The sequence below is a fragment of the Streptomyces sp. NBC_01264 genome, assembly GCF_026340675.1.
Lineage (GTDB): Bacteria > Actinomycetota > Actinomycetes > Streptomycetales > Streptomycetaceae > Streptomyces.
Genome location: NZ_JAPEOX010000002.1, coordinates 973,716 through 999,190 on the forward strand (window position 1 = coordinate 973,716; position 25,475 = coordinate 999,190).

The 25,475-nt window shown below is 72.4% G+C and carries 24 protein-coding genes; 11 read left to right on the forward strand and 13 right to left on the reverse strand.

The window, feature by feature from the left end; all coding sequences use genetic code 11:
* Window position 1: 1 nt before the first annotated feature.
* The 3 genes from OG435_RS37290 to melC2 all read left to right on the forward strand — a co-directional run bounded on the left by OG435_RS37290 (window position 2) and on the right by melC2 (window position 2,893).
* Window positions 2-1,435 (forward strand): sensor histidine kinase, encoded by a 1,434-nt coding sequence (locus OG435_RS37290; RefSeq protein ID WP_266883936.1) that lies wholly within the window; start codon window positions 2-4, stop codon window positions 1,433-1,435.
* Between the two features lie 190 nt (window positions 1,436-1,625).
* A complete protein-coding gene (gene melC1 / locus OG435_RS37295; RefSeq protein ID WP_266883938.1) occupies window positions 1,626-2,030 on the forward strand; it encodes an apotyrosinase chaperone MelC1 in 405 nt (134 codons plus the stop codon).
* Complete coding sequence (gene melC2, locus OG435_RS37300) at window positions 2,030-2,893, forward strand: tyrosinase MelC2 (RefSeq protein WP_266883940.1); 864 nt, start codon at window positions 2,030-2,032, stop codon at window positions 2,891-2,893. Before melC1 ends, melC2 begins: the two co-directional genes overlap by 1 nt.
* On the opposite strand, the gene OG435_RS37305 is transcribed toward melC2, so the two are convergent.
* Complete coding sequence (locus OG435_RS37305) at window positions 2,833-3,555, reverse strand: response regulator (protein WP_266883942.1); 723 nt, start codon at window positions 3,553-3,555, stop codon at window positions 2,833-2,835. The two genes, melC2 and OG435_RS37305, sit on opposite strands and share 61 nt — an antisense overlap.
* Window positions 3,552-5,165: a sensor histidine kinase gene (locus OG435_RS37310; protein ID WP_266883944.1), complete on the reverse strand. Its 1,614-nt coding sequence runs from the start codon at window positions 5,163-5,165 to the stop codon at window positions 3,552-3,554. Before OG435_RS37310 ends, OG435_RS37305 begins: the two co-directional genes overlap by 4 nt.
* A 126-nt stretch (window positions 5,166-5,291) precedes the next feature.
* On the opposite strand from OG435_RS37310, the gene OG435_RS37315 reads away from it, so the two are divergent.
* Entirely contained in the window at window positions 5,292-6,644 is a 1,353-nt protein-coding gene (locus OG435_RS37315; protein WP_266883946.1) for a cation:dicarboxylate symporter family transporter, read from the forward strand.
* A 228-nt stretch (window positions 6,645-6,872) separates the two neighbouring features.
* Entirely contained in the window at window positions 6,873-8,678 is a 1,806-nt protein-coding gene (locus OG435_RS37320; protein ID WP_266883948.1) for a S8 family serine peptidase, read from the forward strand.
* 95 nt (window positions 8,679-8,773) lie between these two features.
* On the opposite strand, the gene OG435_RS37325 is transcribed toward OG435_RS37320, so the two are convergent.
* From OG435_RS37325 to OG435_RS37340, 4 genes are all read right to left on the reverse strand, one after another.
* Window positions 8,774-9,454 (reverse strand): (2Fe-2S)-binding protein, encoded by a 681-nt coding sequence (locus tag OG435_RS37325; RefSeq protein ID WP_430625810.1) that lies wholly within the window; start codon window positions 9,452-9,454, stop codon window positions 8,774-8,776.
* A 1-nt stretch (window position 9,455) separates the two neighbouring features.
* Entirely contained in the window at window positions 9,456-10,004 is a 549-nt protein-coding gene (locus OG435_RS37330) for a hypothetical protein (protein WP_266883950.1), read from the reverse strand.
* A 135-nt stretch (window positions 10,005-10,139) separates the two neighbouring features.
* Complete coding sequence (locus OG435_RS37335) at window positions 10,140-11,192, reverse strand: SIS domain-containing protein (protein WP_266883952.1); 1,053 nt, start codon at window positions 11,190-11,192, stop codon at window positions 10,140-10,142.
* Between the two features lie 218 nt (window positions 11,193-11,410).
* Window positions 11,411-12,664, reverse strand: coding sequence for a PTS transporter subunit EIIC (locus tag OG435_RS37340; RefSeq protein ID WP_266883954.1), 1,254 nt, complete (start codon window positions 12,662-12,664; stop codon window positions 11,411-11,413).
* A 176-nt stretch (window positions 12,665-12,840) separates the two neighbouring features.
* Here OG435_RS37340 and OG435_RS37345 point away from each other — a divergent pair, with 176 nt between their 5' ends.
* Complete coding sequence (locus OG435_RS37345; protein ID WP_266883955.1) at window positions 12,841-13,620, forward strand: GntR family transcriptional regulator; 780 nt, start codon at window positions 12,841-12,843, stop codon at window positions 13,618-13,620.
* 181 nt (window positions 13,621-13,801) lie between these two features.
* Here OG435_RS37345 and OG435_RS37350 read toward each other — a convergent pair whose 3' ends face one another.
* Complete coding sequence (locus tag OG435_RS37350) at window positions 13,802-14,608, reverse strand: alpha/beta fold hydrolase (RefSeq protein ID WP_266883956.1); 807 nt, start codon at window positions 14,606-14,608, stop codon at window positions 13,802-13,804.
* A gap of 140 nt (window positions 14,609-14,748) precedes the next feature.
* Between OG435_RS37350 and OG435_RS37355 the strand changes: the two genes are divergently transcribed.
* Window positions 14,749-15,435 carry a GNAT family N-acetyltransferase gene (locus OG435_RS37355; protein ID WP_266883958.1) on the forward strand — a complete coding sequence of 229 codons (687 nt, stop codon included), beginning with the start codon at window positions 14,749-14,751 and terminating at the stop codon, window positions 15,433-15,435.
* Window positions 15,436-15,497: 62 nt separating this feature from the next.
* Here OG435_RS37355 and OG435_RS37360 read toward each other — a convergent pair whose 3' ends face one another.
* Window positions 15,498-16,526: a TolB family protein gene (locus OG435_RS37360; protein ID WP_266883960.1), complete on the reverse strand. Its 1,029-nt coding sequence runs from the start codon at window positions 16,524-16,526 to the stop codon at window positions 15,498-15,500.
* 152 nt (window positions 16,527-16,678) lie between these two features.
* Complete coding sequence (locus OG435_RS37365) at window positions 16,679-17,560, reverse strand: alkaline phosphatase family protein (protein ID WP_430625811.1); 882 nt, start codon at window positions 17,558-17,560, stop codon at window positions 16,679-16,681.
* Window positions 17,561-17,823: 263 nt separating this feature from the next.
* On the opposite strand from OG435_RS37365, the gene OG435_RS37370 reads away from it, so the two are divergent.
* A complete protein-coding gene (locus OG435_RS37370) occupies window positions 17,824-19,050 on the forward strand; it encodes an alpha/beta hydrolase (protein ID WP_266883964.1) in 1,227 nt (408 codons plus the stop codon).
* 7 nt (window positions 19,051-19,057) lie between these two features.
* On the opposite strand, the gene OG435_RS37375 is transcribed toward OG435_RS37370, so the two are convergent.
* Window positions 19,058-20,560, reverse strand: a complete 1,503-nt coding sequence (locus OG435_RS37375; RefSeq protein ID WP_266883966.1) for a carboxylesterase/lipase family protein — start codon at window positions 20,558-20,560, stop codon at window positions 19,058-19,060.
* A gap of 203 nt (window positions 20,561-20,763) precedes the next feature.
* On the opposite strand from OG435_RS37375, the gene OG435_RS37380 reads away from it, so the two are divergent.
* Together OG435_RS37380 and OG435_RS37385 are read left to right on the forward strand one after the other, a co-directional pair.
* Window positions 20,764-21,168, forward strand: coding sequence for a hypothetical protein (locus OG435_RS37380; protein WP_266883968.1), 405 nt, complete (start codon window positions 20,764-20,766; stop codon window positions 21,166-21,168).
* Window positions 21,169-21,372: 204 nt separating this feature from the next.
* Window positions 21,373-21,657, forward strand: coding sequence for a chaplin (locus OG435_RS37385; RefSeq protein WP_266883970.1), 285 nt, complete (start codon window positions 21,373-21,375; stop codon window positions 21,655-21,657).
* Window positions 21,658-21,725: 68 nt separating this feature from the next.
* On the opposite strand, the gene OG435_RS37390 is transcribed toward OG435_RS37385, so the two are convergent.
* On the reverse strand, window positions 21,726-22,589 hold the full coding sequence (locus tag OG435_RS37390; RefSeq protein ID WP_266883972.1) for a tyrosinase family protein: 864 nt from the start codon (window positions 22,587-22,589) through the stop codon (window positions 21,726-21,728).
* Window positions 22,590-22,595: 6 nt separating this feature from the next.
* Window positions 22,596-22,982, reverse strand: coding sequence for a tyrosinase family oxidase copper chaperone (locus tag OG435_RS37395; RefSeq protein WP_266883974.1), 387 nt, complete (start codon window positions 22,980-22,982; stop codon window positions 22,596-22,598).
* 221 nt (window positions 22,983-23,203) lie between these two features.
* Between OG435_RS37395 and OG435_RS37400 the strand changes: the two genes are divergently transcribed.
* Entirely contained in the window at window positions 23,204-24,496 is a 1,293-nt protein-coding gene (locus OG435_RS37400; protein WP_266883976.1) for a hypothetical protein, read from the forward strand.
* An 18-nt stretch (window positions 24,497-24,514) separates the two neighbouring features.
* Here OG435_RS37400 and OG435_RS37405 read toward each other — a convergent pair whose 3' ends face one another.
* The gene (locus tag OG435_RS37405) at window positions 24,515-25,366 is read right to left on the reverse strand and encodes a YhjD/YihY/BrkB family envelope integrity protein (protein WP_266883978.1); all 852 of its coding nucleotides are present in this window, start codon (window positions 25,364-25,366) and stop codon (window positions 24,515-24,517) included.
* Window positions 25,367-25,475 lie beyond the last annotated feature (109 nt).

Consider the following 25,475-nt stretch of genomic DNA (forward strand, 5'->3'; position numbering starts at 1 on the left):
TGTGCGGACCACCCTCGGCGCCGTCGCCATCGTCACCGTCGCCCTGCTCGCCGCGTGCGCGGGTCTGCTCGGCGTGATCCGCCACGGGCTGGTGGGCTCCGCCGAGCGCACCGCGCTGACCCGCGCCGAGGCCGTCGCCGCGGTGACCGGGTCGGGGCGGCTCGTCGACCGCCTCGCCGTACCCGAGGGTGAGGACAGCCTGCTCCAAGTGGTCACCGACGACGGCCGGATCCTCGCCGCGAGCCACAATCTGGCCGCCCGCGGCCCCGTGGCCTCCTTCGAGCCCGCCGAAGGCCACGACGCGGCCGCCCGCAGCCTGGACCTGGCACTGCGCCCCGATCCCCGGCCCCACCCCTTCCGGATCGCCGCCGTCCGGGCGGCGACCGCCCACGGCTCCGGGGCCACCGTGTACGCCGGCACCAGTCTGGAGACCGCCCGGTACACCCAGGACCTGATCCTGCGTTCCATGGTCCCCGGCATCCCGCTGCTGCTCCTGCTCGTGGCCGCCGTCACCTGGCGCTCCACCGGCCGGGCCCTGCGTCCGGTGGAGGCGATCCGCACCGAGGTCGCGGAAATCACCGAGCGGGACCTGGGCCGCCGGGTACCGGTCCCGGCCTCGCGCGACGAGGTCGCCCGGCTCTCCCGGACGGTGAACTCCACGCTGGACCGGCTGGAGGAGTCCATATACCGCCAGCGCCGGTTCATCGCCGACGCCTCGCACGAGCTGCGCAATCCCATCGCCGCGCTGCGCGCGCACGTCGAGGTGGGGATCGCCCATCCTCGGCTCCTGCACGGCGGTGAGCTGCTGGACGACGTGATCCGGGTCCAGCAACTCGCCGACGACCTGCTGACGCTGGCCCGCCTCGATGCGGGCCGGGCCCCCGAGCGGACCGTCCTCGATCTGCGCGAACTCGTACGGGACACCGTGGCGCGGCGCCCCGAGGGGCGGGTGCCGGTGTCGGTGGAGGCCACCGGGCCGGTCCTGGTCCGCGGCAACCGGGGGCAGTTGGCCCGGGTGCTGGACAACCTCCTCGACAACGCCCAGCGGCACGCCCGCGAGGCCGTCGCGGTGACCGTCGACGCCGGGCCCGCCGGGCCCGGCGGACTCGGCGGACTCGGCGGACTCGGCGGACTCGGCGGACTCGGCGGACTCGCTGAGCCCGGTGAGCACGGTGAGCCCGGCAGGCCCGGAGAGCCCGCCGGGGTCCTCCTGGAGGTCCGCGACGACGGCGCCGGGGTCCCGGAGGCGGACCGGGAGCGGATCTTCACCCGCTTCACCCGGCTCGACGCCTCGCGCAGCCGGGACGCGGGCGGGACCGGGCTCGGGCTGGCCATCGCGCGGGACATCGCCTCGGCGCACGGGGGCACGCTGGACGCCGGACCGGGCCCCGGAGGGCGGTTCACCCTGCGGCTTCCGGCCGACTCCGCGATGTGACCCCTCCCATAGCCACCCCGTGCGACCGAAGGATTTCCGGTCAGTTAAGCTTTTTCACGCAGGTCTTCCCGTCCGGGTGGTTGGAGCCAGTCCGGACGGGAAGATCATCCAACTAGTTCGACCGGCAACTTATCCGCGCATGTCTGGATAACAGCCCTCCGTTCTCCGCGCCCTGATACCTCTTCAGGCCATGAACAAGATCACCCGCCGACAGGCCTTAAGCGCCACCGCCGGCGCACTCACCGCCCTCGGCCTCGCCGGCGCCACCGCGCACGCAGCCGTCACCGGATCCCGTACCGCCGGCCCCGCAAGCCCCGCGGGCACCATCGACGAGGTCTACCAGGGCCGCCGCATACGGATCGTCCCCACCTCGGGCGGCGGGGACGGCCACGGTGGCCACCACGGCGGCCACCAGTCCCCCGGCCAGCCGACCGTCCTCATAGACGGCCGCGAACTGCACGTGATGCGGAACGCCGACGGCAGCTGGATCAGCGTGGTCAACCACTACGAGACCTTCTCCGGCCCGCTCCCGCTCGCCCGCGCCGCCGTGCGCGAGCTCCAGGGCGCCACCCTCGTCCCGATGGGCGGCATGTGATGACGATCCGCAAGAACCAGGCCACGCTCACCCCCGAGGAGAAGCGGGCGTTCGTCGCGGCGCTCCTCGAACTGAAGCGCACCGGCCGCTACGACCGCTTCGTCACCACGCACAACGGCTTCATCATGAGCGACACCGACTCCGGTGACCGGGTCGGCCACCGCTCCCCCTCCTTCCTGCCCTGGCACCGCCGGTTTCTGCTGGAGTTCGAGGCCGCGCTGCAGGCGGTGGATCCGTCGGTGGCCCTGCCCTACTGGGACTGGACGGCCGACCGGACCGCCCGCTCCTCCCTCTGGGCCGCCGACTTCCTCGGCGGCACCGGACGGGCCCGGGACGGGCAGGTGCTCGACGGACCGTTCGCGTACGCGGCGGGCAAGTGGGAGATAGCCGTACGGGTGGACGGGCGCTCGTACCTGCGCCGCGCACTCGGCACCGGCGTGGCCCAACTGCCGACCAGGGCCGAGGTGGACTCCGTCCTCGCGATGCCGGTGTACGACGCGGCCCCGTGGAACAGTTCCTCCGGCGGCTTCCGCAACAACCTGGAGGGCTGGCGCGGGGCCAACCTGCACAACCGGGTGCACGTGTGGGTGGGCGGCCAGATGGCCACCGGGGTCTCCCCCAACGACCCGGTGTTCTGGATGCACCACGCCTTCATCGACAAGCTGTGGGCCGACTGGCAGGCACTGCACCCGCAGTCGGCCTACCTGCCGGCCGCGGGCACCCCGAACGTCGTGGACCTGAACGACACCATGCGGCCGTGGAACGACGTGACCCCGGCCGACATGCTGGACCACCGGAAGTTCTACACCTTCGACACCGAGCCGGCGGCGGCGGCCGCCGGGGCCGCAGCCAGCCAGCGGTAGTGCAGTTCGGGGCGGCCGACCTGGCCGTACCGGGGGGTGCGGTCCGCGCGGCCGGTGTCCACCAGGTGCTCCAGGTACCGGCGGGCGGTGATCCGGGAGATCCCGGCCGCCTCGGCCGTCCCGCCCGCGGTCAGCCCCTCGGGGGCCGCCCGCAGCAGCGCGGCGACCCGCTCCAGGGTCGGGCCGCCGATCCCCTTGGGCAGTTCGGCCGGCCGGGGTGAGCGCAGGGCCGCCATCGCGCGGTCCACATCGTCCTGGCCGGCCGCCTCGCCCGCCGCGGTCGCGCGGAACTCCGCATAGCGCAGGAGCCGTTCGCGCAGGGTGGGGAAGGCGAAGGGCTTCAGTACGTACTGCACCACCCCGAGCGAGACGCTCTCGCGGACGACCCCCAGGTCCCGCGCCGAGGTCACCACGATCACGTCCGCCGGGTGCCCGGCGGCGCGCAGGCCGCGCGCGAAGCGCAGCCCGTGCCCGTCGGGCAGGGTCAGGTCGAGCAGCAGCAGGTCGATCCGGGTCCGGTCCAGGACGCGGGTGGCCTCGGCGAGGGAGTGCACGACCGCGACGGCGGTGAAGCCGGGCACCCGCCCGACGTACAGCGCGTGCGCGTCGGCGGCCACCGGATCGTCCTCGACGACGAGGACCCGCACCTCGGGCGTGCTCATGCCTCCCCTTCCCCGCGCGGCTCCCTGCGCGCCGGCAGCCGTACGGTGAACCGCGCGCCCCCGTCGGGCAGTTGCTCGGCGTCCGCACTTCCGCCGTGCCGGTGGGCCACCTGCCGCACCAGCGCGAGGCCCAGGCCCCGCCCCTCACCCTTGCCCGACCAGCCGCGCCGGAACACGTCGGCGCCCTCGGGAAGTCCGGGACCGTTGTCCGCCACGCCGATCAGCACCCCGCGCCCGTGGGGGCCGGTGGGGCCGTCGGGGCCGATGGTGACGGAAATCCGGCCGCCGGGCACGCCGGTGAGAGCGTCGACGGCGTTGTCGACGAGGTTCCCCAGCACGGTGACCAGGTCCCGAGCGGGCGGGCCGCCGGGCCCGGCGTCGATGGCTCCGCTGTCCGGGGTGACGACCAGCTCGACCCCCCGCTCGTGGGCCTGAGCGGCCTTGCCGAGCAGCAGGGCGACGAGCACGGGCTCGCCGACGGCGGCGATCACCTCGTCGGTCAGGGCCTGGGCGAGGGACAGTTCGGCGGTGGCGAACTCCACCGCTTCGCGGCTGCGGCCGAGTTCGATGAGCGAGACCACGGTGTGCAGCCGGTTGGCCGCCTCGTGGGCCTGCGCGCGCAGCGCCCGGGTGAATCCGCGTTCCTGGTCCAGTTCCCCGGTCAGCGACAGCAGTTCGGTGTGGTCGCGCAGGGTGATCACGGTGCCGCGGCGGCCACCGCCGGCGACGGGCGCGCTGTTGAGCACGAGCACCCGGTCCGCCGTCAGATGGACCTCGTCCACCCGGGGCCGGTCGGCGAGCAGGGCCCCGGTGAGCGGGGCGGGCAGGCCGAGGTCGGCGACCCCGGTCCCCTTGATCTCCCCGCGCAGGCCGAGGAGTTCGCGGCCGGCGTCGTTGACGAGGGTGATCCGGCGGCGGCCGTCGAGCATCAGCAGCCCTTCGCGGACCCCGTGCAGGGCCGCCTGGTGGTAGTCGTACATCCGGCTCAGCTCGGCGGCGTTCATCCCGTGGGTGTGGCGGCGCAGCCGGGCGTTGATGACGTAGGTGCCCGCCCCGCCGAGGGCCAGGGCCCCGCCGGCCATCCAGGCGAGGGCGGAGAGCCGCGCGGCGAGGCGGGCGCTGACCGCGCGGACGGTGATGCCGGCGGCGACCATGCCGATGACCCGGCCGTCGTCGGTGATCGGGGTGACCACGCGGAGGGAGGGGCCGAGGGTGCCGGTGTAGGTCTCGCTGAAGGTCTCGCCCCGCAGGGCGGGGGCGGTGTTGCCGAGGAAGCGTTCGCCGATGCGCATCGGGTCGGGGTGGGTCCAGCGCCGTCCGTCCGGAGCCATGATCGTCACGAAGTCCACGCCCGCGTCCACGCGGACCCGCTCCGCGTAGGGCTGCAGGACCTCGCGACCGCTCCCCCGCGCCGCGTCCCGGACCGACGGGGAGTCCGCGACCGCGCGGGCCACCGCTCCGGTCTGGCGCCGGGCGGCCTCCTCGGCCTGGTCGCGGGCGGTCGCGTAGGCGAAGACGGCGCACCCGGCGACGACCGCGGCGACCAGCACCACCTGCATGGCGAAGAGCTGGCCGGCGAGGCTGCGCGGCGGCCGGAGGAAGCGGAACATGGCGCTCAGTGTGCACCCGGGCGTGAACTCAATGAACGCAAGGGTGACCGGGGTCACAGGGCGGGCGATGGTCCTCCCGGGACGCCTTCGCCATCAGGGAGGCGAAGGGCACTACCAGGAGGCATCGTGGCCGCCAGACGCGACAAGACGCATTATCTGTACATCGCGGTGATCGGGGCGGTGCTGCTCGGCATCGCCGTCGGCTTCGCCGCACCCGGCACGGCCGTGGAGCTCAAGCCGCTGGGCACCGGGTTCGTCAACCTCATCAAGATGATGATCTCGCCCGTGATCTTCTGCACGATCGTGCTGGGCATCGGCTCGGTGCGCAAGGCCGCCAAGGTCGGCGCGGTGGGCGGGCTGGCGCTCGGCTACTTCATGGTGATGTCCACGGTGGCGCTGGCCATCGGGCTGCTCGTGGGCAACCTGCTGGAGCCCGGCAGCGGGCTGCACCTGACCGAGGCGGCCCGGCACGCCGGTGAGGCGCAGGCGAAGGCGGGCGGAGCGGAGAGCACGGTCGAGTTCCTGCTGGGGATCATCCCGACCACGCTGGTGTCCGCCTTCACCGGGGGCGAGGTGCTCCAGACGCTGCTGGTGGCACTGCTCTGCGGGTTCGCGCTCCAGGCCATGGGCACGGCGGGCGAGCCGGTGCTGCGCGGGATCGGGCACGTGCAGAAGCTGGTGTTCCGCGTGCTCGCCATGATCATGTGGGCGGCGCCGGTGGGCGCCTTCGGCGCGATCGCGGCGGTGGTCGGGGCGACCGGGATGGACGCCCTCACCTCCCTCGCGGTCATCATGATCGGGTTCTACACGACCTGCCTGCTGTTCGTCTTCGTGGTCCTGGGCACGCTGCTGCGCCTGTGTACGGGGATCAGCGTCTTCTCCCTGCTGCGCTACCTGGGCCGGGAGTTCCTGCTGATCCTGTCCACCTCCTCCTCGGAATCGGCGCTGCCCCGGCTGATCGCGAAGATGGAGCACGTGGGCGTCTCGCGGCCGGTCGTCGGCATCACGGTCCCGACGGGCTACTCCTTCAACCTGGACGGGACCGCGATCTATCTGACGATGTCCTCGCTCTTCGTCGCGGAGGCGATGGGCAAGCCGCTGGCGCTGGGCGAGCAGATCTCCCTGCTGCTGTTCATGATCGTGGCCTCGAAGGGTGCTGCCGGGGTCACGGGCGCGGGACTGGCCACGCTCGCCGGAGGACTGCAGTCGCACCGGCCTGAACTCGTCGACGGCGTCGGCCTGATCGTGGGCATCGACCGGTTCATGAGCGAGGCCAGGGCGCTGACGAACTTCGCCGGCAACGCGATCGCGACCGTGCTGATCGGCACCTGGACGAAGGAGTTCGACCGGGCCCGGGCCACCGAAGTCCTCGCGGGACGCCTGCCGTTCGACGAGAGCACGCTCACCGACGACGGGCACGAGCAGGCCGCGGACCTGCCCGCCCAGCCGGGCGTCGCCAAGGACGGCGTCCCCGTCTGACGGGAACGTCCGGCGGACCGGCCGGACAGGGCTCGCCCCCACGGTGCCCAGCCCGGCCGGTCCCGACACCTCGGGCGGGAGTCTTTTTTCAGCCAAGATCGCATCAACCGTCTAGCTGTAAAAGGTACTTCCATATCGGGGCACGCTTCTGACATCTTGCGTCCACCACTCGTTTCGTACGGCCCGGTAGGTGCCACCCGCACCGCCGGGCCGTCTTCGGAGGACGCATTGATACCCCACATATCCAGCCGACCTCGACGCACCCTCGTACTGGCGGCCGCCCTGGCCGCCCTGGCCTTCGGGGCCCCGGCCGCGATCGCCGGCACGGCGCCCGTCTCCCCGGCGGGCATCCCCGGCACCTCCGCCCCCGCCAAGGCTCAGGCCCCGGCGCCGACTTCCCAGAGTGCGACCTGGGCTGCCGGCACCCGCGCCTACGTGGTGATCACCGCCGCGGGTGACAGCTCCGCGGTCCGTTCGGCCGTCACGGCGAACGGCGGCACGGTCTTCTCGTACTACGACCAGATCGGCGTGATCGTCGCCCACTCGACCTCCTCGACCTTCGCCGCCACCATGCGCGGGGTCAGCGGGGTCCAGAAGGTCGGCGCGACGCGCACCTCGGACGTACCGGCCGACGCCTACAACCCGGCGCTGCCCGCCAACCCGTCCCAGTCGACGACCCCCGCGGGCGAGCCCGTACGGGCCGACATGAGCCAGATCAAGGCCGACCAGGCCTGGGCCGTGACCACCGGCTCGGCCTCCGTCAAGGTCGGCATCCTGGACACCGGCGTCGACGACCAGCACCAGGACCTGGCGCCGAACTTCAACGCCGCGGACTCGGCCTCCTGCGCCTACGGCAAGGCCGACACCCGGGCCGGCGCCTGGCGCGACGTGGACACCCACGGCACGCACGTGGCCGGCTCCGTGGCCGCCGCGAAGAACGGCAAGGGCGTCGTCGGCGTGGCCCCGGGCGTGAAGATTTCCTCGGTCCGCGTGGCCGAGCCGGGCACCTCCTTGTTCTTCGCAGAGAACACCATCTGCGCCTTCGTGTGGTCCGGCGACCACGGTTTCAAGGTCACCAACAACAGCTATTACACGGACCCGTGGCAGTTCAACTGCCCGGACAACATCGACCAGGCCGCGATCATCGAGGGCGTCAAGCGCGCCCAGGAGTACGCGGAGAGCAAGGGCTCGCTCCAGGTCGCCGCGGCGGGCAACGAGAACTACGACCTCGCCAACAAGACCACCGACTCGGCGAGCCCCAACGACTCGACGCCGACCACCCGGACCATCACCAACGCCTGCCTCGACATCCCGACCGAGCTTCCGGGCGTGGTCACGGTCGCGGCCAACGGCACCGGGACCACCAAGGCCTCGTTCTCCAACTTCGGCCAGGGCGTCATCGACGTCGCGGCGCCGGGCAGCAACGTCTACTCCACCGCTCCGGGCGGCGGTTACAGCACCAAGAGCGGCACCTCGATGGCCACCCCGCACGTCGTGGGCGTCGCGGCGCTCATCGCCAGTGCCAACCCGACCTTCACCCCGGCGCAGATCCGCACCGCGCTGGCCACCCAGGCCAACGACACCGCCTGCCCGTCGGACACGCGCTGCAAGGGCACCACGGCCAACAACGGGTTCTTCGGCGAGGGCCAGGTCGACGCGCTGAAGGCGGTCGGCGGCTCGACCCCGCCTCCCGGCAAGTACTTCGAGAACCTTAACGACGTCGCGATCACCGACAACGCGACCGTGAACAGCGCCATCACCGTCAGCGGGGTGACCGGCAACGCGCCGGCCACCCTCAAGGTGGGCGTGGACATCAAGCACACCTACATCGGTGACCTCAAGGTCGACCTCGTGGCTCCGGACGGTTCCGTCTACGTCCTCAGCAACCGGGCCGGCGGCAGCACGGACAACATCATCCAGACCTTCACGGTCAACGCCTCCTCCGAGGTCGCGAACGGCGTCTGGACCCTCCGTGTGAACGACAACGCCAACTCGGACACCGGCAAGATCGACGCCTGGAACCTGACCTTCTGATCCTCGGGCCCTCCGGCCTTCCGATCAGTGGCGCCACGGGGGCCATCGGGGAGCGGTACGCCGCACCCCGGTGGCCCCTTGGGCCCGTCGGCGGCCTACGTGGTCCGCAGGACGCAGTCCCCGCACAGTCCGCCGCCGGGCACCTTGTAATAGAGGCAGCAGCTGCGGCGCACGAACGCCACCCCGAGGCCGGGTTCGTGGACGAAGGTGCCGGTCCCTCCGAGCGGACCCCCGTCGGCGAGCAGCCCGGCGGCCAGCAGCGCGGCCGTCTCCCCCGGCACCCGGTCCGTGAGCACCCGGACGGCGCCGACCAGCCCGGAGGCGGCATTGCCGCGCAGCACCTGCGGCGAGACGCCGAACCGCTCGCGCAGCGCCGTGTCGAGCACCGCGAGGTTGCCGAGCACGGAGTCCGCGAGGGCCCGCTCCGGGGTTTCCCCGGGGAACTCGGCGGGCTCGGGCAGCCACAGCTCCAGCGACCCCGCGCCGGGCAGCCGCCACCACAGGCCGCCGGGCCCGAGGTCCGGCACCCGCCCCGACAGCACGGCGCAGCCGAGGGCGAGCGACCAGAGCCGCGGGACGATCCCGAACTGCGCGGTCGAAGCCGCCACCCGGCCGGGTCCGGTCCCGATCCGCCGCCCGACCTCGCCGACGTAGGCCTCCAGCTGGTCCCCGTACAGCTCGTCGAGGGGCCGGAAACCGGGCCCGGGCGGTTCCTTCCCGTACGCCACGGTGAAGAAGGGGCCGACGGAGCGCAGCTCCCGCAGTACGCCGTCCACCTCAGGCTCCGTAGCCGTCGTCGGGCAGGCTCGGGTCCGGCTCCGGACAGGAGCGGTGGTGCAGTCCGTACGTGCCCGCCTTCTCCATGGGCCAGTCCGCCGTGGCCGGATCCTCGTCGTCGGGCGCGAGGAAGACGAACTCGGCGACGATGCCGGGAGCCGGGTCGGTCAGGAGGGTGCGCTGGTCCGGCAGTGTGGGCGACCACTGCGTGCGCCAGGTGATTCCGGCGGCCGTGAGGGCGGCGGTGAACCGCGATTCGGTGACCGGCGCGGTCACGCCGTATCCCGGTGCGCGGCCGGTCCCCGGGATCTCCAGCCCGTCGCGCCAGACGGGTACGAACATCCGGTCCAGCAGCCGGCACCGGCAGAAGACGATCTCCAGACCGCCGTAGCCGAACCAGTGGGGCCAGCGCTGATCGGCCTGGATCCGCCCCGACCACTCGGGCTCCCCCTTCGCCGCGATGAGATCGGGCAGCCGGGCACCGACGAAGAAGTCGCCGAACCTGCCGGTGGCGGCGAGGCGGGCGAGGTCGGTCGACAAGGGATCCATCCGTGCATGATCCCAGGCCGCCCGCGCGCGTCCCGGGCCGGGGAGCGGTGGGGTCCTGCGGGGGCGGCGGTGCGCACATGCCACGGCCCGCGGGATCCGGAGGATCCGCGGGCCGTGGGGTCGGCTTGCCGGGGCTCAGGCCTGGGTGAAGGCCGCGACCTCGAAGTCGGACATGTCGAGGCCGCCCTGCTTGGTGTCGTCGTTGGCGAAGACGAAGGACTCGATCGGGACGTCCCGCTCGGCGCTGAGCTGGGCCACCAGCTCCTGGAGGACCACCGTCTCCAGGACCACCCGGACCGCGTCCGGGACCTCGGGGAGGCGGACGACCGACAGGCTGTCCGCGGGCTCCACCTCGGCCGTGGTCATCAGCAGCGTGAGGTGGCCGGCGCCCGCCAGCGAGCGGGCCAGCTCGATCTCGCGGCCGTCACCGTAGACGAGGTGGAGGGTATTGCCCGCCGACTCCATCTCGCCGTGCAGGTAGTTGCGGGTCGCCGAGTGCGCCGCGGTCATCCGCACCACCTCGCGCAGCAGCAGCGAGCCCTCCTCGGCGGAGGCCCGGGAGGCCCCGGCCGCCACGCCGTCGGAGGCGATGCAGCGGGCGCCGCGCTCCCGCAGGCCCGCCACCACCTCGGTGGCCTGCGAGTGGATCGCAGTGGTCTGCTCGGCGATCTCGCCCCACGGGTCGCCCGCGCGGCCCGCGACGGCCCCGGCGATCAGGTCGAGGGCGACGATGGTGCCGGTGTAGCCGATGGTCGAGGCGTACGAGTCGGGCTCGTTGCCGAGGTCCACGGTGAGGTCCGCGAGGTCGCCGAGCGGCGAGGGGACCACGTTGAGCAGCGCGGTCTTCGTGATGCCCGGGGCGGCGCACTCGAAGGCGGCGATGGTCTCGGAGCTGCGGCCGCCCTGGGAGACGGCGATCAGGCAGTCGGTGTCGAAGCCGGCGGTGCCGGTCTCGATCTCGCTGGACAGCACGCGCTGGGTGACGATCCCTGCTTCGCGGAGCTGCTGGACGGGGACGGCGAGGGCGGCGTACGAGGCTCCGATGCCGGTGAACAGGGGGCGCTCGGCGGCGCGCAGCCCGGCGAGCTCCGGGGAGGCGAGCTGGGTACGGACGCGGTCGGCGATCCGGGCGAGGGCTGCGCCCTGGTCGGCCTGGCCTTCGAGGAACGTGATGCGGGATCCGGACATGGTGGGGGGTCCTTAGCGGAGTGTGCGGGTCGCGGGCCCCCGCCGGTTCGGGCGGGCGGGGGCGGGCGATCGGGCGGGGCGGTCGGGCGGAGCGGGGCCGGTCGGCCGGCCGGCCGGCCGGGGGGAACGGCCGGCCCCGGCTCAGGAGGCGTGGGCCTTGCTCAGGAGGTGCGGGCCTTGCTCAGAGGCGTGGGCCCTGCTCAGGAAGTGGGCCCTGCTCAGGAGGCGTCGGCCTTGGTGAGCGGATTGCCTTCCTCGTCGCGTTCGCGGCCCGGGGTGGGAAGGTCGAACTTCACGATCGCCCAGCGGAAGAGCACGTAGTAGATGGCGGCGAAGGCCAGGCCGATCGGGATGAGCATCCAGGGCTTGGTGGCGATGCCGTAGTTCACGATGTAGTCAATGGCGCCGGAGGAGAAGCCGAAGCCGTCGCGGATGCCGAGGGCGTAGCAGACGGCCATCGAGACGCCGAAGAGGAAGGCGTGGATCGCGTAGAGGAGGGGAGCCACGAACATGAAGGCGAATTCGATGGGCTCGGTCACGCCGGTGACGAAGGAGGTCAGGGCGACCGAGATCATCATGCCCTTGACCATGGTCCGGTTCTCGGGGCGGGCGGTGTGCGCGATGGCCATGGCGGCCGCCGGGAGCGCGAACATGTAGATCGGGAAGCCGCCGGTCATGAACTGGCCCGCGGTCGGGTCGCCGGCGAGGAAGCGGGCGATGTCCCCGTGCACCTCGGTGCCGGTGGTCGGGTTGACGAAGGAGCCCGCCTCGAACCAGGGGAAGACCGAGAAGAAGTGGTGCATGCCGATCGGGATGAGGGCCCGGACGACGAGGCCGAAGAGGCCCGCGCCCCAGGCGCCGGTGCCGACCAGCCACTCACCGAAGTGGAAGAACCAGCCGCCGACGGTCGGCCAGACCACTCCGAATACCACTCCCATGCCGACACCCGCGAAGGCGCTCAGGATGGGGACGAGGCGGCGGCCGCCGAAGAAGCCGAGCCACTCGGGCAGCTTGGTCCGGCTGAAGCGCTGGTAGAGGAGGGCCGCGACGATGCCCATCACGATGCCGCCGAGGACCTTGGCGTCGAGCGGCTCGCCGTCCACGCCCTTGGGGAAGGCGGGGCTGGCGAGTACCGCCTTGAAGACCAGGTAGCCGACCACGGCGGCGAGTGCGGTGGAGCCGTCCGACTTCTTGGCGAAGCCGATGGCCACGCCGACCGCGAAGAGCAGGGGCAGGTTGGCGAAGACGGTGTCGCCGGCCGCCGCCAGGACCATGGCGAGCTTCTGGATGAGCACGGGGAAGTTCTCCCGGCCCAGCAGGTCGGCGCCGCCGAGCCGGGTCAGCAGGGCCGCGGCCGGCAGCGTGGCCACGGGCAGCATGAGGCTGCGGCCGATGCGCTGCAGGACCGGCATGACCCGGCCCGGCTTCTTTCCGGCTGCCGGCGCGGTGGCCGGGACTGTGGCCGTACTCATCTGGTGCTCCTCGTCGAGCGGGGTGGTGGGGACGACTCGAAGGTAACCAGTGGTTTTGGATTGGTCAACGGTGGTCTCTTGTGGTCTTTAAGAAAATATCAAGATGAGGTCGTAGGTCCCGGATCAGCAGGGACTGAAGCCGAATCAAAGTGGTAGTAAGTGGTATGGTTTGCCCCATGACCGACGACGCTGCCATCGCCGACGCTTCCTCCTCGATCGCGGCGAACTCCCGCGCCGCGGACCCCCTGTGGGCCCAGGCCGCGGACCGCATCCGCGAGGAGATCGCCCGCCGCGGGCTGTCCGAGGGCAGCAAGCTGCCGCCCGAGCGCGAGCTGTGCACCCGGCTGGACGTCTCGCGCGTCACCTTGCGCCGCGCGCTCGCCCGGCTCGTCGAACAGGGCCTGGTCACCGCGTCCCACGGGCGCGGCTGGTTCGTCGCGGCGCCGGTGGCCCCCACACCCGCCCGCGAGTGGCCCAAGGACCTGGAGTCCTTCACCGCCACCGCGCGGCGCAAGCACATGCGCGCCAGCTCGGTGGTCCTGCGCCACGACACCGTCACCGCGTCCCTGGACGACGCCGACCGACTCGACGTGCCCGCCGGCACCCCGCTCCTGCGCCTGGAGCGGGTCCGGCTGCTCAACGACGTCCGGATCGCCGTCGACCGGACCCTGGTCGTCGCCGAACTCGCGCCCGACCTCGCCCGCGCCGACTTCCGCGAGACCTCCCTCTTCGAGGAACTGCGCCGCTGGGGCGTCGAACCCGACCGCGCCGAGGCCACCATCGAGGCGCGCAACGCCGACGGGGAACTCGCCGACCACCTGGGCATCGCCGAGGGCGCGCCCGTACTCGTACTCGACCAGACGGTGTACACCAAGGACCAGCGGCCGCTGCTGCTGTCCACGGTGGAGTACAGCGGGGACCGCTACCGGCTGCGCACCACCCTGCAGACAGACTGACACCGTCCGGCCGGCACGCGGTAGCCCCGTTCGTCACCCACCGGGAGCCCCCTTCGGCACCCCCCCGGGAGCCCCGTTCGACACCCGTCGGGGCAGCCGAAAGCCCCGGCCCGGGGCGGTCGTCCGCCCCCGTCCGGGGCCCGGTGGTGCCGCGGGTCCGCTCCCGGCCCGCGCGTGCCGGTCAGATCCCCGCGAGGAACTCCAGCAGCGCCCGGTTGAAGGCCTCCGGCTGTTCCACGCCCGGCAGGTGCCCGGCCCGCTCCACCACGGCGAGCACCGAGTGCGGGACCAGCGCGTGCAGGGACTCGGCCTCGGCCACCGGGGTGTAGACGTCGTCCCGGCCGACCACGATCAGGCAGGGCACCTCGGCCGGCAGCCCCGCGAGCACCGGGGCGTAGTCGGGCCGCTCGGCCCGCCCGCGCAGGGCGGCGGCCGCGCCCTCGGGGTCGGTGGCGTACATCATCGCGGCGACCCGGGCCGCGGCCTCCGGCAATCCGGTCACGTTGTACGGGGCGAGCATCTTGTCGATGACCTCGTCGGTATAGGGCTTCATTCCCTCCGCGAGGAGCCTCTCGGCGAGTCCGAGTCGGAAGATTTTGCCGTCTTCCGTTTCCGGCGGGGCGGAGGTGTCGGAGAGGACGAGGGCCCGCACGCGACCCGGGTGGCCGAGCCGCATCTCCATGGCGATCTGGCCGCCCATGGACACACCGCCGACGACCGCTTGTTCGACGTCCAGATGGTCGAGGAGAGTCACCAGATCGTCGGCGAAGTCCGCGAGCAGCGTCTTGCCCGGGAGCACCGGGCTTTCCCCGTATCCCCGCAGGTCAGGGGTAATCACGCGGTAACCGGCCGTGGTCAGTGCGGCCGTCTGGGGGGCCCACATCGAGTGGTTGAACGGATGTCCGTGGATCAGGATTACGGGGGTCCCGTCGCGGGGACCCAAGTCCTCGAAAAAGAGTGTCACGCCATTGCCAATTTGGGGGTTCATGGAAGGACTCTAAGGGGCTACATTGAGCCACTCGCGTTCACCTGACAGCCCGTTGCCTTTCACCCGTGTTTTGCACTGGGGGCGACGTCAGGGACGCAGACTGTGCAACCACCCCACCGCCTAGAAGGACCGAAGGCTCCGTGCCCGTACCCGTACTCCTCGCCGGCCGCTCCGTGCGGCTTGAGCCCCTCGCCCCCCACCACACCGAGGCCTTGGCCCTGGCCGGGGCCGAGGATCGTACGACTTACGCCTTCACCCCCGTACCGCACGGGTTGCAGGCGTCACACGAGTACATCGACCGTGCCCTCGCCGATCAGGCGGCGGGTCGATCGCTCCCGTTCGTGGTGGTCAGAGCCGCCGACGGCCGGGTCGTCGGTTCGACCCGGTTCCTGGAACTCGACTACTGGCAGGGGCCGCTGGTGTGGCCCGCCGTGCCGGGAGTCCCGTTCGGCGATCCGGCGACGGCGATCCCCGATGCCGCCGAGATCGGCAATACCTGGCTGTCCCCCGCGGCCCAGGGCACCGGCATCAACACCGAGGCGAAGCTGCTCATGCTCCGCCATGCCTTCGAGACCTGGGGGGTCCGGCGGATCTCGCTCCGCGCGGACGCCCGCAACGGACGCTCGCGCGCCGCGATGGAACGGCTCGGGTTCACCAGCGAGGGGGTCCGCAGGGCCCATTCGCGGGGTCTGGACGGTGCCGTGCGCAGTACGGCCTTCTACTCGATCCTCGACGAGGAGTGGCCGACCGTGCGGTCGGTCATCGAGCTGCGGATGTCGGCCGCGGCGCAGCGCAAGCGGCGCCGCAAGACCCTCATCCCGGCGTAACGCTCCTTCTCGGGCCTTCCCCGAGAATCCGAGCGCCCCTGCCCCGCCCCCTCTTCCCGGTGTCAGCCGAGGAAGGCGGGGGCGAGGGCCGAGGTCATCAGCCGGGCCGGGGCCCCGCCGCCGTCGGCGGGCAGGGAGTACAGGTCGGCGCCGAAGTCCCCGGGCAGCGAGTAGACGACCGTCTTGTCGTCGGCCCACACCACCTGGTCGTCGACGCTGCGCTCCTCGGCGAGCGGTGCCTCGGCCATCGTGGCGAGGTCGAGGACGTACAGCCGCCACGGAGCGTCCGGCGACAGGCCGGGCACCCGCTTCTTGAACACCAGCCGGGTCCCGTCGGGCGACAGGGACGGGCATTCCAGGTTCTCGCGCAGCGTGGTCACCGTGCGCGCCGCGAGGTCGCCGCGGACCAGGTGGGTCCGGCCGCTGGTGGCGAGCGTCGCGTAGAAGGTCCGCTCGTCGGCGGCGAAGGTGACGCCCCAGAAGTTGACGTCCGCGTTGCGGTACGTCTTGCCGTCCTTGTGAATGGTGAAGTCCTCCAGCGAGGCGTCGTACGTCCCGCTGCGCAGGTCCAGCAGGGAGGTCCGGGTCGAGAAGTTCGTGCCGGCGTAGGAATCCCCTCCCACGAACACGGTCCAGGCGACCAGGTGGCCGCCGGGCGAGACCCGGGCCCGGGTCGGGATGCCGGCCAGCGGGCGGGAGGCGACCTCCTCGAGCCGGGAGTCGAGGACCACCGCCTTGTAGCCGTCCTGCACCCCGGCCTTGTCGGCCTGGAGGCAGATCCCGGTGCCTGCCGCCGCGTGGAGGCGCAGGCAGCTCACCCCGGAGGCGGTACGCGGACCTTCGGGTGCGCCGGCCGCCGCGGTGGCGAGCTCGTCGCGGTGCGGCCCCCAGGCCATGTTCCGGAAGACGATCCGGCGGCCTGCGCCACCCGCGGCGAGGGACACCTCGCCGCGGGTGATCGCCGGCCCGCCGGTCTGGACCCGGTCCTTCTCCCCGGCCCGCGCGGAGGCCCGTACGACGGCGAGCGCACCGACGGCGGCGAGCAGGACGACGGCGGAGACCAGGATCAGGATCCGGCGCTGGAGGGGCATGGGTGGGGGCCCTTTCGGAGACGGCGGGGGACGGGGGATCGGCGCGGCGGCGGTTGCCGCGCGGTCAGGACGTGACGACGTCAGGACGTCACCACGTCACGACGTCACCACGTCACGACGTCACGACGTCACGACGTCACGACCTGAGGACGTCAGGACGTCCAGATCCCCGTGATGTCCTTGGCGGTGGCCGCGTTCCCGGCGTGGGTGGTGAGGCCGGCCAGGCCTTCCAGCGTGCGCAGCACGTCGTAGTGGTTGTAGGTGGTGGAGGTGCTGGAGCCGGGGGTCACGGACTGGCCGTAGAACACGGTCGGGATCTTGTTGCCGGCCAGCCGGTTGTCCTCGTCGAAGGTGACGACGAGCAGGCTGTTGTGGGTCTTGGCCCAGTCCGCGTAGGCCTTGACCTTGTTCTTGAGCCAGGTGTCTCCGGTGCCGACGGAGCAGTCGTGCATGTCGTTGCAGAGGTCCGGGACGACGAAGGACACCCGGGGCAGGGTGGTGAAGTCCGTGGGGAACTGGGTCATCGTCTTGGCGGTGCCGGTGGGCACGTTGGAGAACGCGAACCAGGGGTTGTGCTTGCGCGCGTACTTGCCGCTGGAGCAGGTGGTGGAACCCGCGCTGGGCAGACCCTCGTTGTAGCTGCCCCAGGTCTTGCCCGCGGCGATCAGCTCGGAGGCCAGGTTGGGCGCGGAGCTGAAGCCTGGCGTGTAGCAGCTGTCGCCGGTCACGCCCTGGTTCGAGCCCGAGAAGAGCTGGAGGTAGTTGGGCTGGCTCGGGTGCGTGATCCCGTACGAGGCGCTGAGGTTGGCTCCCCCGGCCTTGAGGGAGTTGATGTACGGGGCGCTGGAGCTGCCGATGACCTGGCTGTAGGCGTGGTTCTCGAAGACCACGACGACTATGTGGTCGGGTGTGGGCAGACCGGCCGCGTGGGCGGGCTGGGCGGCGCCGATGCCCGCCCACAGGGCGGCGCCGGCGGCGGTGACGCCCAGGGCGGTGGCGAGGGCCGTCTTGCGGCGGAACCGTAAACGGGACATGCCGGACACGGAATGTACCTCCGGGTGGGGGGTCTGGGGGCTGCGCGGAGGTACCGTACCGAGCGGCATGTGCACAGGCCAGGGATAGTCGGCGAACAGATCGGGAACTCCGCGGACCCATCGCGCGCCGGGCAACGTGCTCCCCTCCGGAACACCAAGAGACGTAAAAATCGGGAACCCTTGAGCACGTACGCTCATCTTTCGATCGAAAGCAGTCCCAACCCCGCCCCCACGGGGCAGCACCAGCCGGAGAGCAACCGCACATGTCGCACGCACCCGACGGACAGCAGCAGCCGTACCGTTCGGAAGGGCCTTACCAGCAGCCGTACCGCTCGGAAGGGCCTTACCAGCAGCCCTACCAGCAGCAGTACCGCCCTCCGCAGCCCGAGGAGCCGCGGCAGCCCGAGGAGCCGCGCCGGCCGTCCCGGGTCCGGCGGTGGGTGATCGCGGGTGCCTCCGTGCTCGCACTGGCGGCCGTCGCCTCGCTCGTGATGAGCCACTACGAGATACCGCCCTTCACCGACAAGGGCGAGTCCGTCTCCTTCGGGCAGCTCCCGCCGTCCGGCTCCGCCGGGGGCGACACTGGTGGAGCGGCGCTCCCCACGCCCCCGCCGCACTCGAAGATGTCGATGCCCACCGGACCGGCGGCCGACTTCAAGAACGCGATGACCCTGCCCGACGGCACGCACGTCGCCGTCACCACGATCACCGGCAAGAAGTCCGGGTTCAAGGGCAAGGTCTGGGTGTGGGCGCCCAAGGAGTACGGCGACCCGAAGTTCGCCAAGAGCGGCTTCCCGGTCATGATCGCGCTGCCCGGCGGCGCCGGTTACCCGAACAACTACTGGATGGGCACCGACCTGGGCCTCCAGAGCAGCATCAGCAAGTGGTACGCCGCGGGGAAGAGCAAGCCCTTCCTCCTGGCCATGCCGGTGCTGAACCCGGGCCCGGACGACAAGGGCATCTACTGGGACGCCTCCGACATCCCGGGCCAGCCCAAGATGGACACCTGGCTCACCGACGACGTCCCCGACCTGATGCGGCAGAACTTCCGCACGGTCAAGTCCCGTGACGGGTGGGCCTACATGGGCTCCTCCACCGGCGGCTTCGCCAGCCTCAAGGCCGTGCTGAAGTACCCGGAGAAGTTCAAGGCCGCGATCTGCTCCGGCCCGGACATCCTGCCCGACTCCCCCCTGTGGAAGGGTCACGACAAGGAGAAGGCGGAGAACAACCCCGAGCTGCTCGCCAAAGCGCTGATCGCCAAGAAGGGCAGCCCGGACGTCTACCTCGCCTTCCAGGTCGGCACCAACGAGAACAACAAGAACACCCTGCCGAACGTGAAGAAGTTCGTCGCCACCTACGGCAAGGGGCCGATCCACACCGACCTGAAGATCATCCAGGGCGGCCAGCACAACGCCAAGACCTACGTGCCCAACATGGGCGAGGGGCCCATCCAGTTCATCAGCAAGGTCATGGAAGGCCCCGTCGAGTAGTCACCCCTCAGGTCGCCCCGCCGACCTGGACGGGCTCCTCGGGCTTCTGCCCCTCGCGCCCCGGCTCCTCGTGCCCCGGCCCGCCGAACACCTTCGGCGGGCCGTCGCCGTTCCAGGGCGACCAGCCGGGATCCCCGTCGACGGCGAAGCGCACCCAGGCCGCGTGCATCTCCCCGGCGAGCTCCCGCGGGGCGTCCGGCCCGGCCAGCCAGGAGGCCTCGGGCACCTCCAGGGTGTCGAAGACGAAGCCCAGTTCCAGGGCGTGGCAGGACCCGAGGCCCGGTACGCCGGAAGGCCAGGCGAACTCGTACACGAAGCTCGGCGCGCTCCGCCCGGCGGCGCCCGCCAGCGCCCGCAGCGGATCGCGCAGCAGCCGGTCGGTGAGCAGGTGGCCGAGGAGGTCGGCCGGTCCCGCGCCGGGCCGCTCGGCGCGCAGGGCCCGTACGGCGGCCCGGTCCTTGCCGGACCGGATCCGGCCCAGGGCCACGGACAGCGGTCCCAGCCGGTCCAGCAGCCGCATCGCGCCGGTCGGGGCCAGCCAGAGCCGGTACTCCTCGGCGGTCCAGCCCAGGAGCAGCGGTACGTCGCCCCGCGCGGCCGCCGCTCCGAGCGGATCGGGCCGCAGCGTCCCGGGGTCCGCGACCAGGCCGAAGGCGGGGCCGCCGAGCAGCGGGGAGGAGCGGCGCAGTACGGCCGCCTGGGCGGCGAGCAGATCGGGCAGGGCGGCCCCGGTGAAGGCCTCGGCGGTGGCGGGGATCCTGAGCAGTGCGGCCATCCGCCGGACCATGGTGCGCACCCGGTCCCGCGCCAGCACCTCGGGGGCTCCGCTCTGCAGGACGGCCTGCCGGAAGAGGCCCGCCGCACGGGGTGCGGCGAGCAGGGCGCCGATGCTGATGGCCCCGGCGGACTCGCCGAAGACGGTGACCCGGCCGGGGTCGCCGCCGAAGGCCGCGATGTTGTCCCGTACCCAGGCCAGGGCGGCGATCTGGTCGAGCAGCCCGCGGTTGGCGGGTGCGTCGGGGAAGAGGCCGTAGCCGAGGACGCCCAGGCGGTAGTTGACGGAGACGAGCACCACGCCATCACGGGCGAAGGCGGAGCCGTCGTAGACGGGGACGGCCGAGGAGCCACAGGTGAGGGCGCCGCCGTGGATCCACACCATGACCGGCAGCCGGGCTCCGGGCGCCGGCTCGGGGGTCCACACATTGAGGTTCAGGCAGTCCTCCCCGGGGACCTCGGGGTCCGGGAGCAGCGCGGCGAACGCCTCGGGGTAGGGCACCTTGGGCGCGGTGGGGCCGTACGCGCCGGCGTCGCGCACCCCGTCCCAGGCCTCGGGCGGCTCCGGCGCGGCGAACCGGCGGGCTCCGACGGGCGGGGCGGCGTAGGGGATGCCCCGGAAGACGGCGATGCCGCCCGGCCCGGTCCTGCCCTCGACCTCGCCGTGGGCGGTCCGGACCCGGGGACGGGAGCGGGGAAGGTCCCGGTCCGGGGTCTCGCTCGCCGCTGCGGCCATCACGTCCTCCTGGGGGCTCCTGGGGCCGGCGCTCCTGCTGCCGGGGCTCCTAGTGTCCGCAAGTCCCACCTGCCTCGCGACGCCCGGCACGCGCCAGGGCTACTGGACCGAGTGATCCGCACCGCGCCGGTCGCACGGTCGCACAGGCATGCGCGGGGTGACAAGGCGTAACCCGGCCCCGGGCGCGCCGGGTTGGGCGGGGCATGCGACCACTGTCTCTCCCCCACACCATGCGGAGCCTCGTCCGCACCGGATCGGTCCCCCTCCTGCTCCTCGCGGCCACGGCCGCGACGGCGGCCGGAGCGGTGGCCGGCGCCGACGCGTACGCGGCCGACGGCCCGACCGCCGCCCTCGGGACCCCGACGGCCGTCGGGCCCGCCTTCCAGTACCTCGGTACGGACGACCGCCCGCACGGCATCGACTCCCCCAAGGGCTGCGTGGAGGCCCTGGGCGGCGGCGGGCGGGCGGTGACCAACAAGACCGGGAGCTCGGTGGCCCTGTACCGGGAGCCGGGCTGCGTGGGCACACCGGTGGAGGTGCTGGCGCCGGGCGCGGTCAAGCCGGTGCCCCGGTACTTCTCCTCCGCCCGCTTCTCGGCCCCCTCGTAGTCCGGAACCGGCGGGTGGTCCGAAACTCCGGGCGTCCGAAACCTCCGGGCGTTCCGGAACCTCCGGGTGGTCCGCGATCGGGCGGTCCGCGATCACCGGCGGCCCAGCGGCCGTGACCCTTGGGCGCTCCCCGCGTTGTATGCCATGTCAAACGCCGCAGCTTCGGTTCTCTGCGGCACCCCCATTCCTTTCTAGGAGATCTTGATGTCGCGTATCGCGAAGGCATTCGTCATCACCGCTGCCGCCGGTAGCGCCCTGGCCGCCGGTGCGGGTCTGGCGGCTGCCGATGCCGGAGCGTCCGGTGCGGCCGTCGGCTCCCCCGGTGTCCTGTCGGGCAACCTGCTCCAGGTTCCGGTGCACGTCCCGCTCAACGTCTGCGGCAACACCGTCAACGTGATCGGCCTGCTGAACCCGGCGTTCGGCAACACCTGCATCAACGCGTCGGGCCACGACGGCGGCCACCACACCGAGGGCAACTACGGCGGCTGAATCGCCTGGTGACCCCGAAGGGCCCCCGCCGAACGGCGGGGGCCCTTCCTCGTGTTCCCGGCCGGGTGTCACTCGTAGCGGTAGAGCCCCTGGTGGCCGAGCATCTCGCGCGGGGTGACGTCCCACGGCGGCATCGGGTCGTCGAGGGCGATCACCCGGCCGCGCTGGAGGTCACCGGGTGCGAGCGGGGCGGCGGGCAGGTAGCCGGAGGCCGGGTGCCGCTGCTGCCACCGGTCCCAGAGCAGGTCCACGAAGGCGTGGTGCAGCCAGAAGGCCGGGTCGTTGGGGGCCGTGCCGCCGGTCATGTGGCCGCCGATCCACTGGTGCACCTTGTTGTGGTTGCGCCACTTCTCGCTCTTCGGGGCGGCCCAGCCCTCCAGTTTGTTGCGGAAGCCGCCGCGCCCGGCCGTCGAGTCCCAGGGCGAGCTGTCGTACAGCGGGTCGTCGATCGCCCATTGGAGCTCGGCCGGGGTCGGCAGGCTGATCGGGTTCTGCGGGCGGCCCAGGTTGCGGGTCAGGAAGGCGGCCTCGGTGATGCCGACCGTGACCGTCCAGTTGCCCTTGGCGTAGGCGAACGGGCCGGTCATCACCTGGCGGTCGGTCGCGCGGCCGGTCCCGCCGAGGAAGTCCTCCGCCCACAGGGAGGAGGCCGGGCTGTTGTCGGTGGTCCAGTCCCAGTACGGGATGGTGACGCCCGGGTCGACGGTCTGCAGCTGGCGCTCGAACTCCAGCAGGTAGCGCCGGTGCCAGGGGAAGAAGGACGGCGACATGTGCCCGACGCGCAGTTTGCGGTCCCGGTCGGGGACGAAGTACTTGTCGTGGGTGCGGACGAACCCGTCGTAGGTGCCGTTGCGCTTGAGCTCGATCACGGCCGCCGTGAACCGCTTCTTCTGCGCGCTGGTCAGGTTCTTCTGGTTCTGCCGGGTGTACACGCCCCGCTACTCCTGTCGCCCGTGGTGCGCGGCGGCGAACGCCAGCTGGGTGGTGCCCAGTTCGTCGACGGCCGCGCGGGCGAGCTCCAGCGGGGTCGCGTAGGACTGGAAGTGGTTGATCCCGCTCAGGTACGTGCCGTCGGAGCGGCGCATGACGTGCAGGGCGCGGCCGTCGATGCGGACGGAGGTCCACGCCGGGTCGACGGCGATGTGCCGGCCGCGGTACGTCTCCTCGACCGCCGGGGTCAGCGGGGCCGGTGTGAGCGTCTGCCGGGGACGGCGGGCGCGCAGTACGGGGGCCAGCGCCGCCGCGGTGCCGGCGAACACGGCCGCGGTGAAGGCCGTACGGAGGACCGCGCGGCGGGTGAGTGGTGCGGCGGGTGCTGCGTACATACGGTCTCCCTCGCTCGGTGGCCCATGGCTACGGGTCTAACGCGGCGCGGCGGGCGAGGTCACCGGGGAGCCCCCCGCCGCTTCATGTGTTTGTAGGAGGAGACGGCCTCGGGCGGCGGCACGGATCACCCGGTGAGCCCAGCCGGACGCGCGGATCCGGCGGCCCCGTGTGTCCCATGGGACACACGCACGTCGTCTCGTGCCTGGTCCCCGGGAGTGCCATGAGTGTGCCGTCCGATCTCCCCGACGAAGTGCCCGCACCGGGTCGGTCGGGTGGGTCCCGCGCCGGGCGGATCGTCCTGAGCTCGGTCTCGGCGGTGCTGATCACGCTCACGTGCGTCCTCGTGCCGGTCTCCCTGCTCACCGTCTGGGTGCACGACATCGTGCTGGACACCGGCCGCTACGTGTCCACGGTCGCCCCCCTCGCCTCGGATCCGGCGATCGAGGCGGCGGCCGTCCACCGGATCACCGAAGCCGCCGACGTCCGGGTCGACGGTGCTCGGGTCACCGCCGACCTGGCGACGTGGCTCGAAGCCCAGGGGCTGCCGCCCCGCGTGGGGACGGCGGTCAAGGCGCTGGGGCCGCAGCTGGACTCGGCCGCCGACGCGGCCGTATCCAAGGTGGCGACCCGGTTCGTCGAGAGCGACCGGTTCGAGACCGTGTGGACCACCGCCAACCGCGCCGCCCACGGCGCGGTGGTGCACGCGCTGACCGGCGAGGGCCGCGGGGCGGTGGGAGTGGAGGGGGGCACCGTCACCCTCGATGTCGGCGCCGCCGTCGAGAAGGTCAAACAGGACCTCGTGGAGGCCGGCCTGTCCCCGGCCGAGAAGATCCCCGATGTCGACAAGCAGATGGTGCTCTTCCAGTCCGAGAAGCTGGGGAAGATCCGGGGTGCGGTCCACCTGCTCGACGTCGTCGGCAACTGGCTGCCCGTGCTCACGGTCGTCCTCGGTGCCGTGGGAGTACTGCTCGCCCGGCGCCGTCGCCGGGCCCTGGTGACCACCGTGCTGTGCGCGGCCGGCGCCTGCCTGCTCGTCGCCATCGCTCTGGCCGTCGCCCGCCGGTACTACCTCGACCACCTCCCGGAACAGGTCCAGTCACCGGCCGCGGCCTCGGCGGTCTTCGACACGCTCGTACGGTTCCTGCGCGCCGGCCTGCGCACCGCGATCGTCCTCGGGATCGTCGTGGCGCTCGGCGCCTACCTCTCCGGCGCGGGCCGCCTCCCGCGCGGCGTGCGCGGCCGAGCCGAGCGCGCGGCCGACTCCGCCGCCGGGTGGGGCGCCGCCCACGGAGTGCGCACCGGACGGGCCGGCACCTGGGTACAGGACCGTCGGCGCCCGCTCACCATCGGCGTGCTCCTCGTGCTCGCGCTCGTGTTCGCGCTGTGGAACCACCCGACGGTGCTCACCGTCCTGCTGCTGGTCCTCGTCCTGCTGGCCGTGCTCGCCGTCCTCTCCCTGCTCGCGGCCGCTGGCCGCCACGGCGACCGAGCCGACCGCGCCGGACGGCCGTAGCCGCGCGGCGTCACGGCGTCACGGCGTCACAGGGTCCACGGGCGTACGGAGCCAGGCCGCCGGGAGCGGTTCGCGGGCCACCACGTACCCGACGGCGATGGCGAGGGTGACCACGATGAAGAACGCGATGAGCCAGGACAGCAGGACGAAGACCGAGCCGAGGCTGCCGAACTGCTGCAGGCTGCGATCCACGGCATGGGGCATGTAGACCCTCGACGCCACCGTCAGGACCTGCTCCCCGAACCCCGCCAGCAGCGCACCGGGCAGCAGCGGCAGCCACGGGATCCGGGAGCCGAGCAGCAGGTGCTGCGTCCACCACCACAGCAGTGTTCCGCTGACCGCGGCGAGGGTGAAACCGGTGATCCGGCTGGTGCCGAACGCCGTCTGCACCAGCCCCTGGAACAGCAGGGCGACGAGCCAGACGACGAGCCAGGCCAGCCACCGCCAGGCGGCGACCCGGGCCTTGGACTTGGGCAGGTGCCAGGAGCGCTCGCACGTCTTCTGAAGGGCCCGGCTGCACGCGGTCGCCGACAGCAGCGTCACCACGATTCCCACCCCGCCGGTGCTCGCGACGGCCGCGACATCGGTGGCAGAGTAGACCGACTGCACCTGGTCCAGCGTGGCGTCCGAGAGCCCCAGTGTCGTACGGATGGACGTGACCAGCTGTTGCTGGAGCCAGTCGGGTGCGAGTGCCGCGATGACGAAGACGGCCGGTACCGTGCCGAGGAAGGCCTGGGCCGCCAGCCTGGTCGCGCAGTCCAGCACCCTGACCGCCGCGAGCTGCTCCAGGAGCCGGCTCAGCAGCGGGGTGTGCTTGCGCATCCACCCGGGGACGAGGCGCAGGTGAGGGATCGTCTCCGGTCCGGACACGGTGGGACTCCTCGGGGCGCGGTTCCCGGCGGTCGTGACCGCCCTTCCCGAGAACAATGACGGAAGAGCCCGCCTCCGGCACGTCGCCAGGCGGTCAGACGTCAGGCGG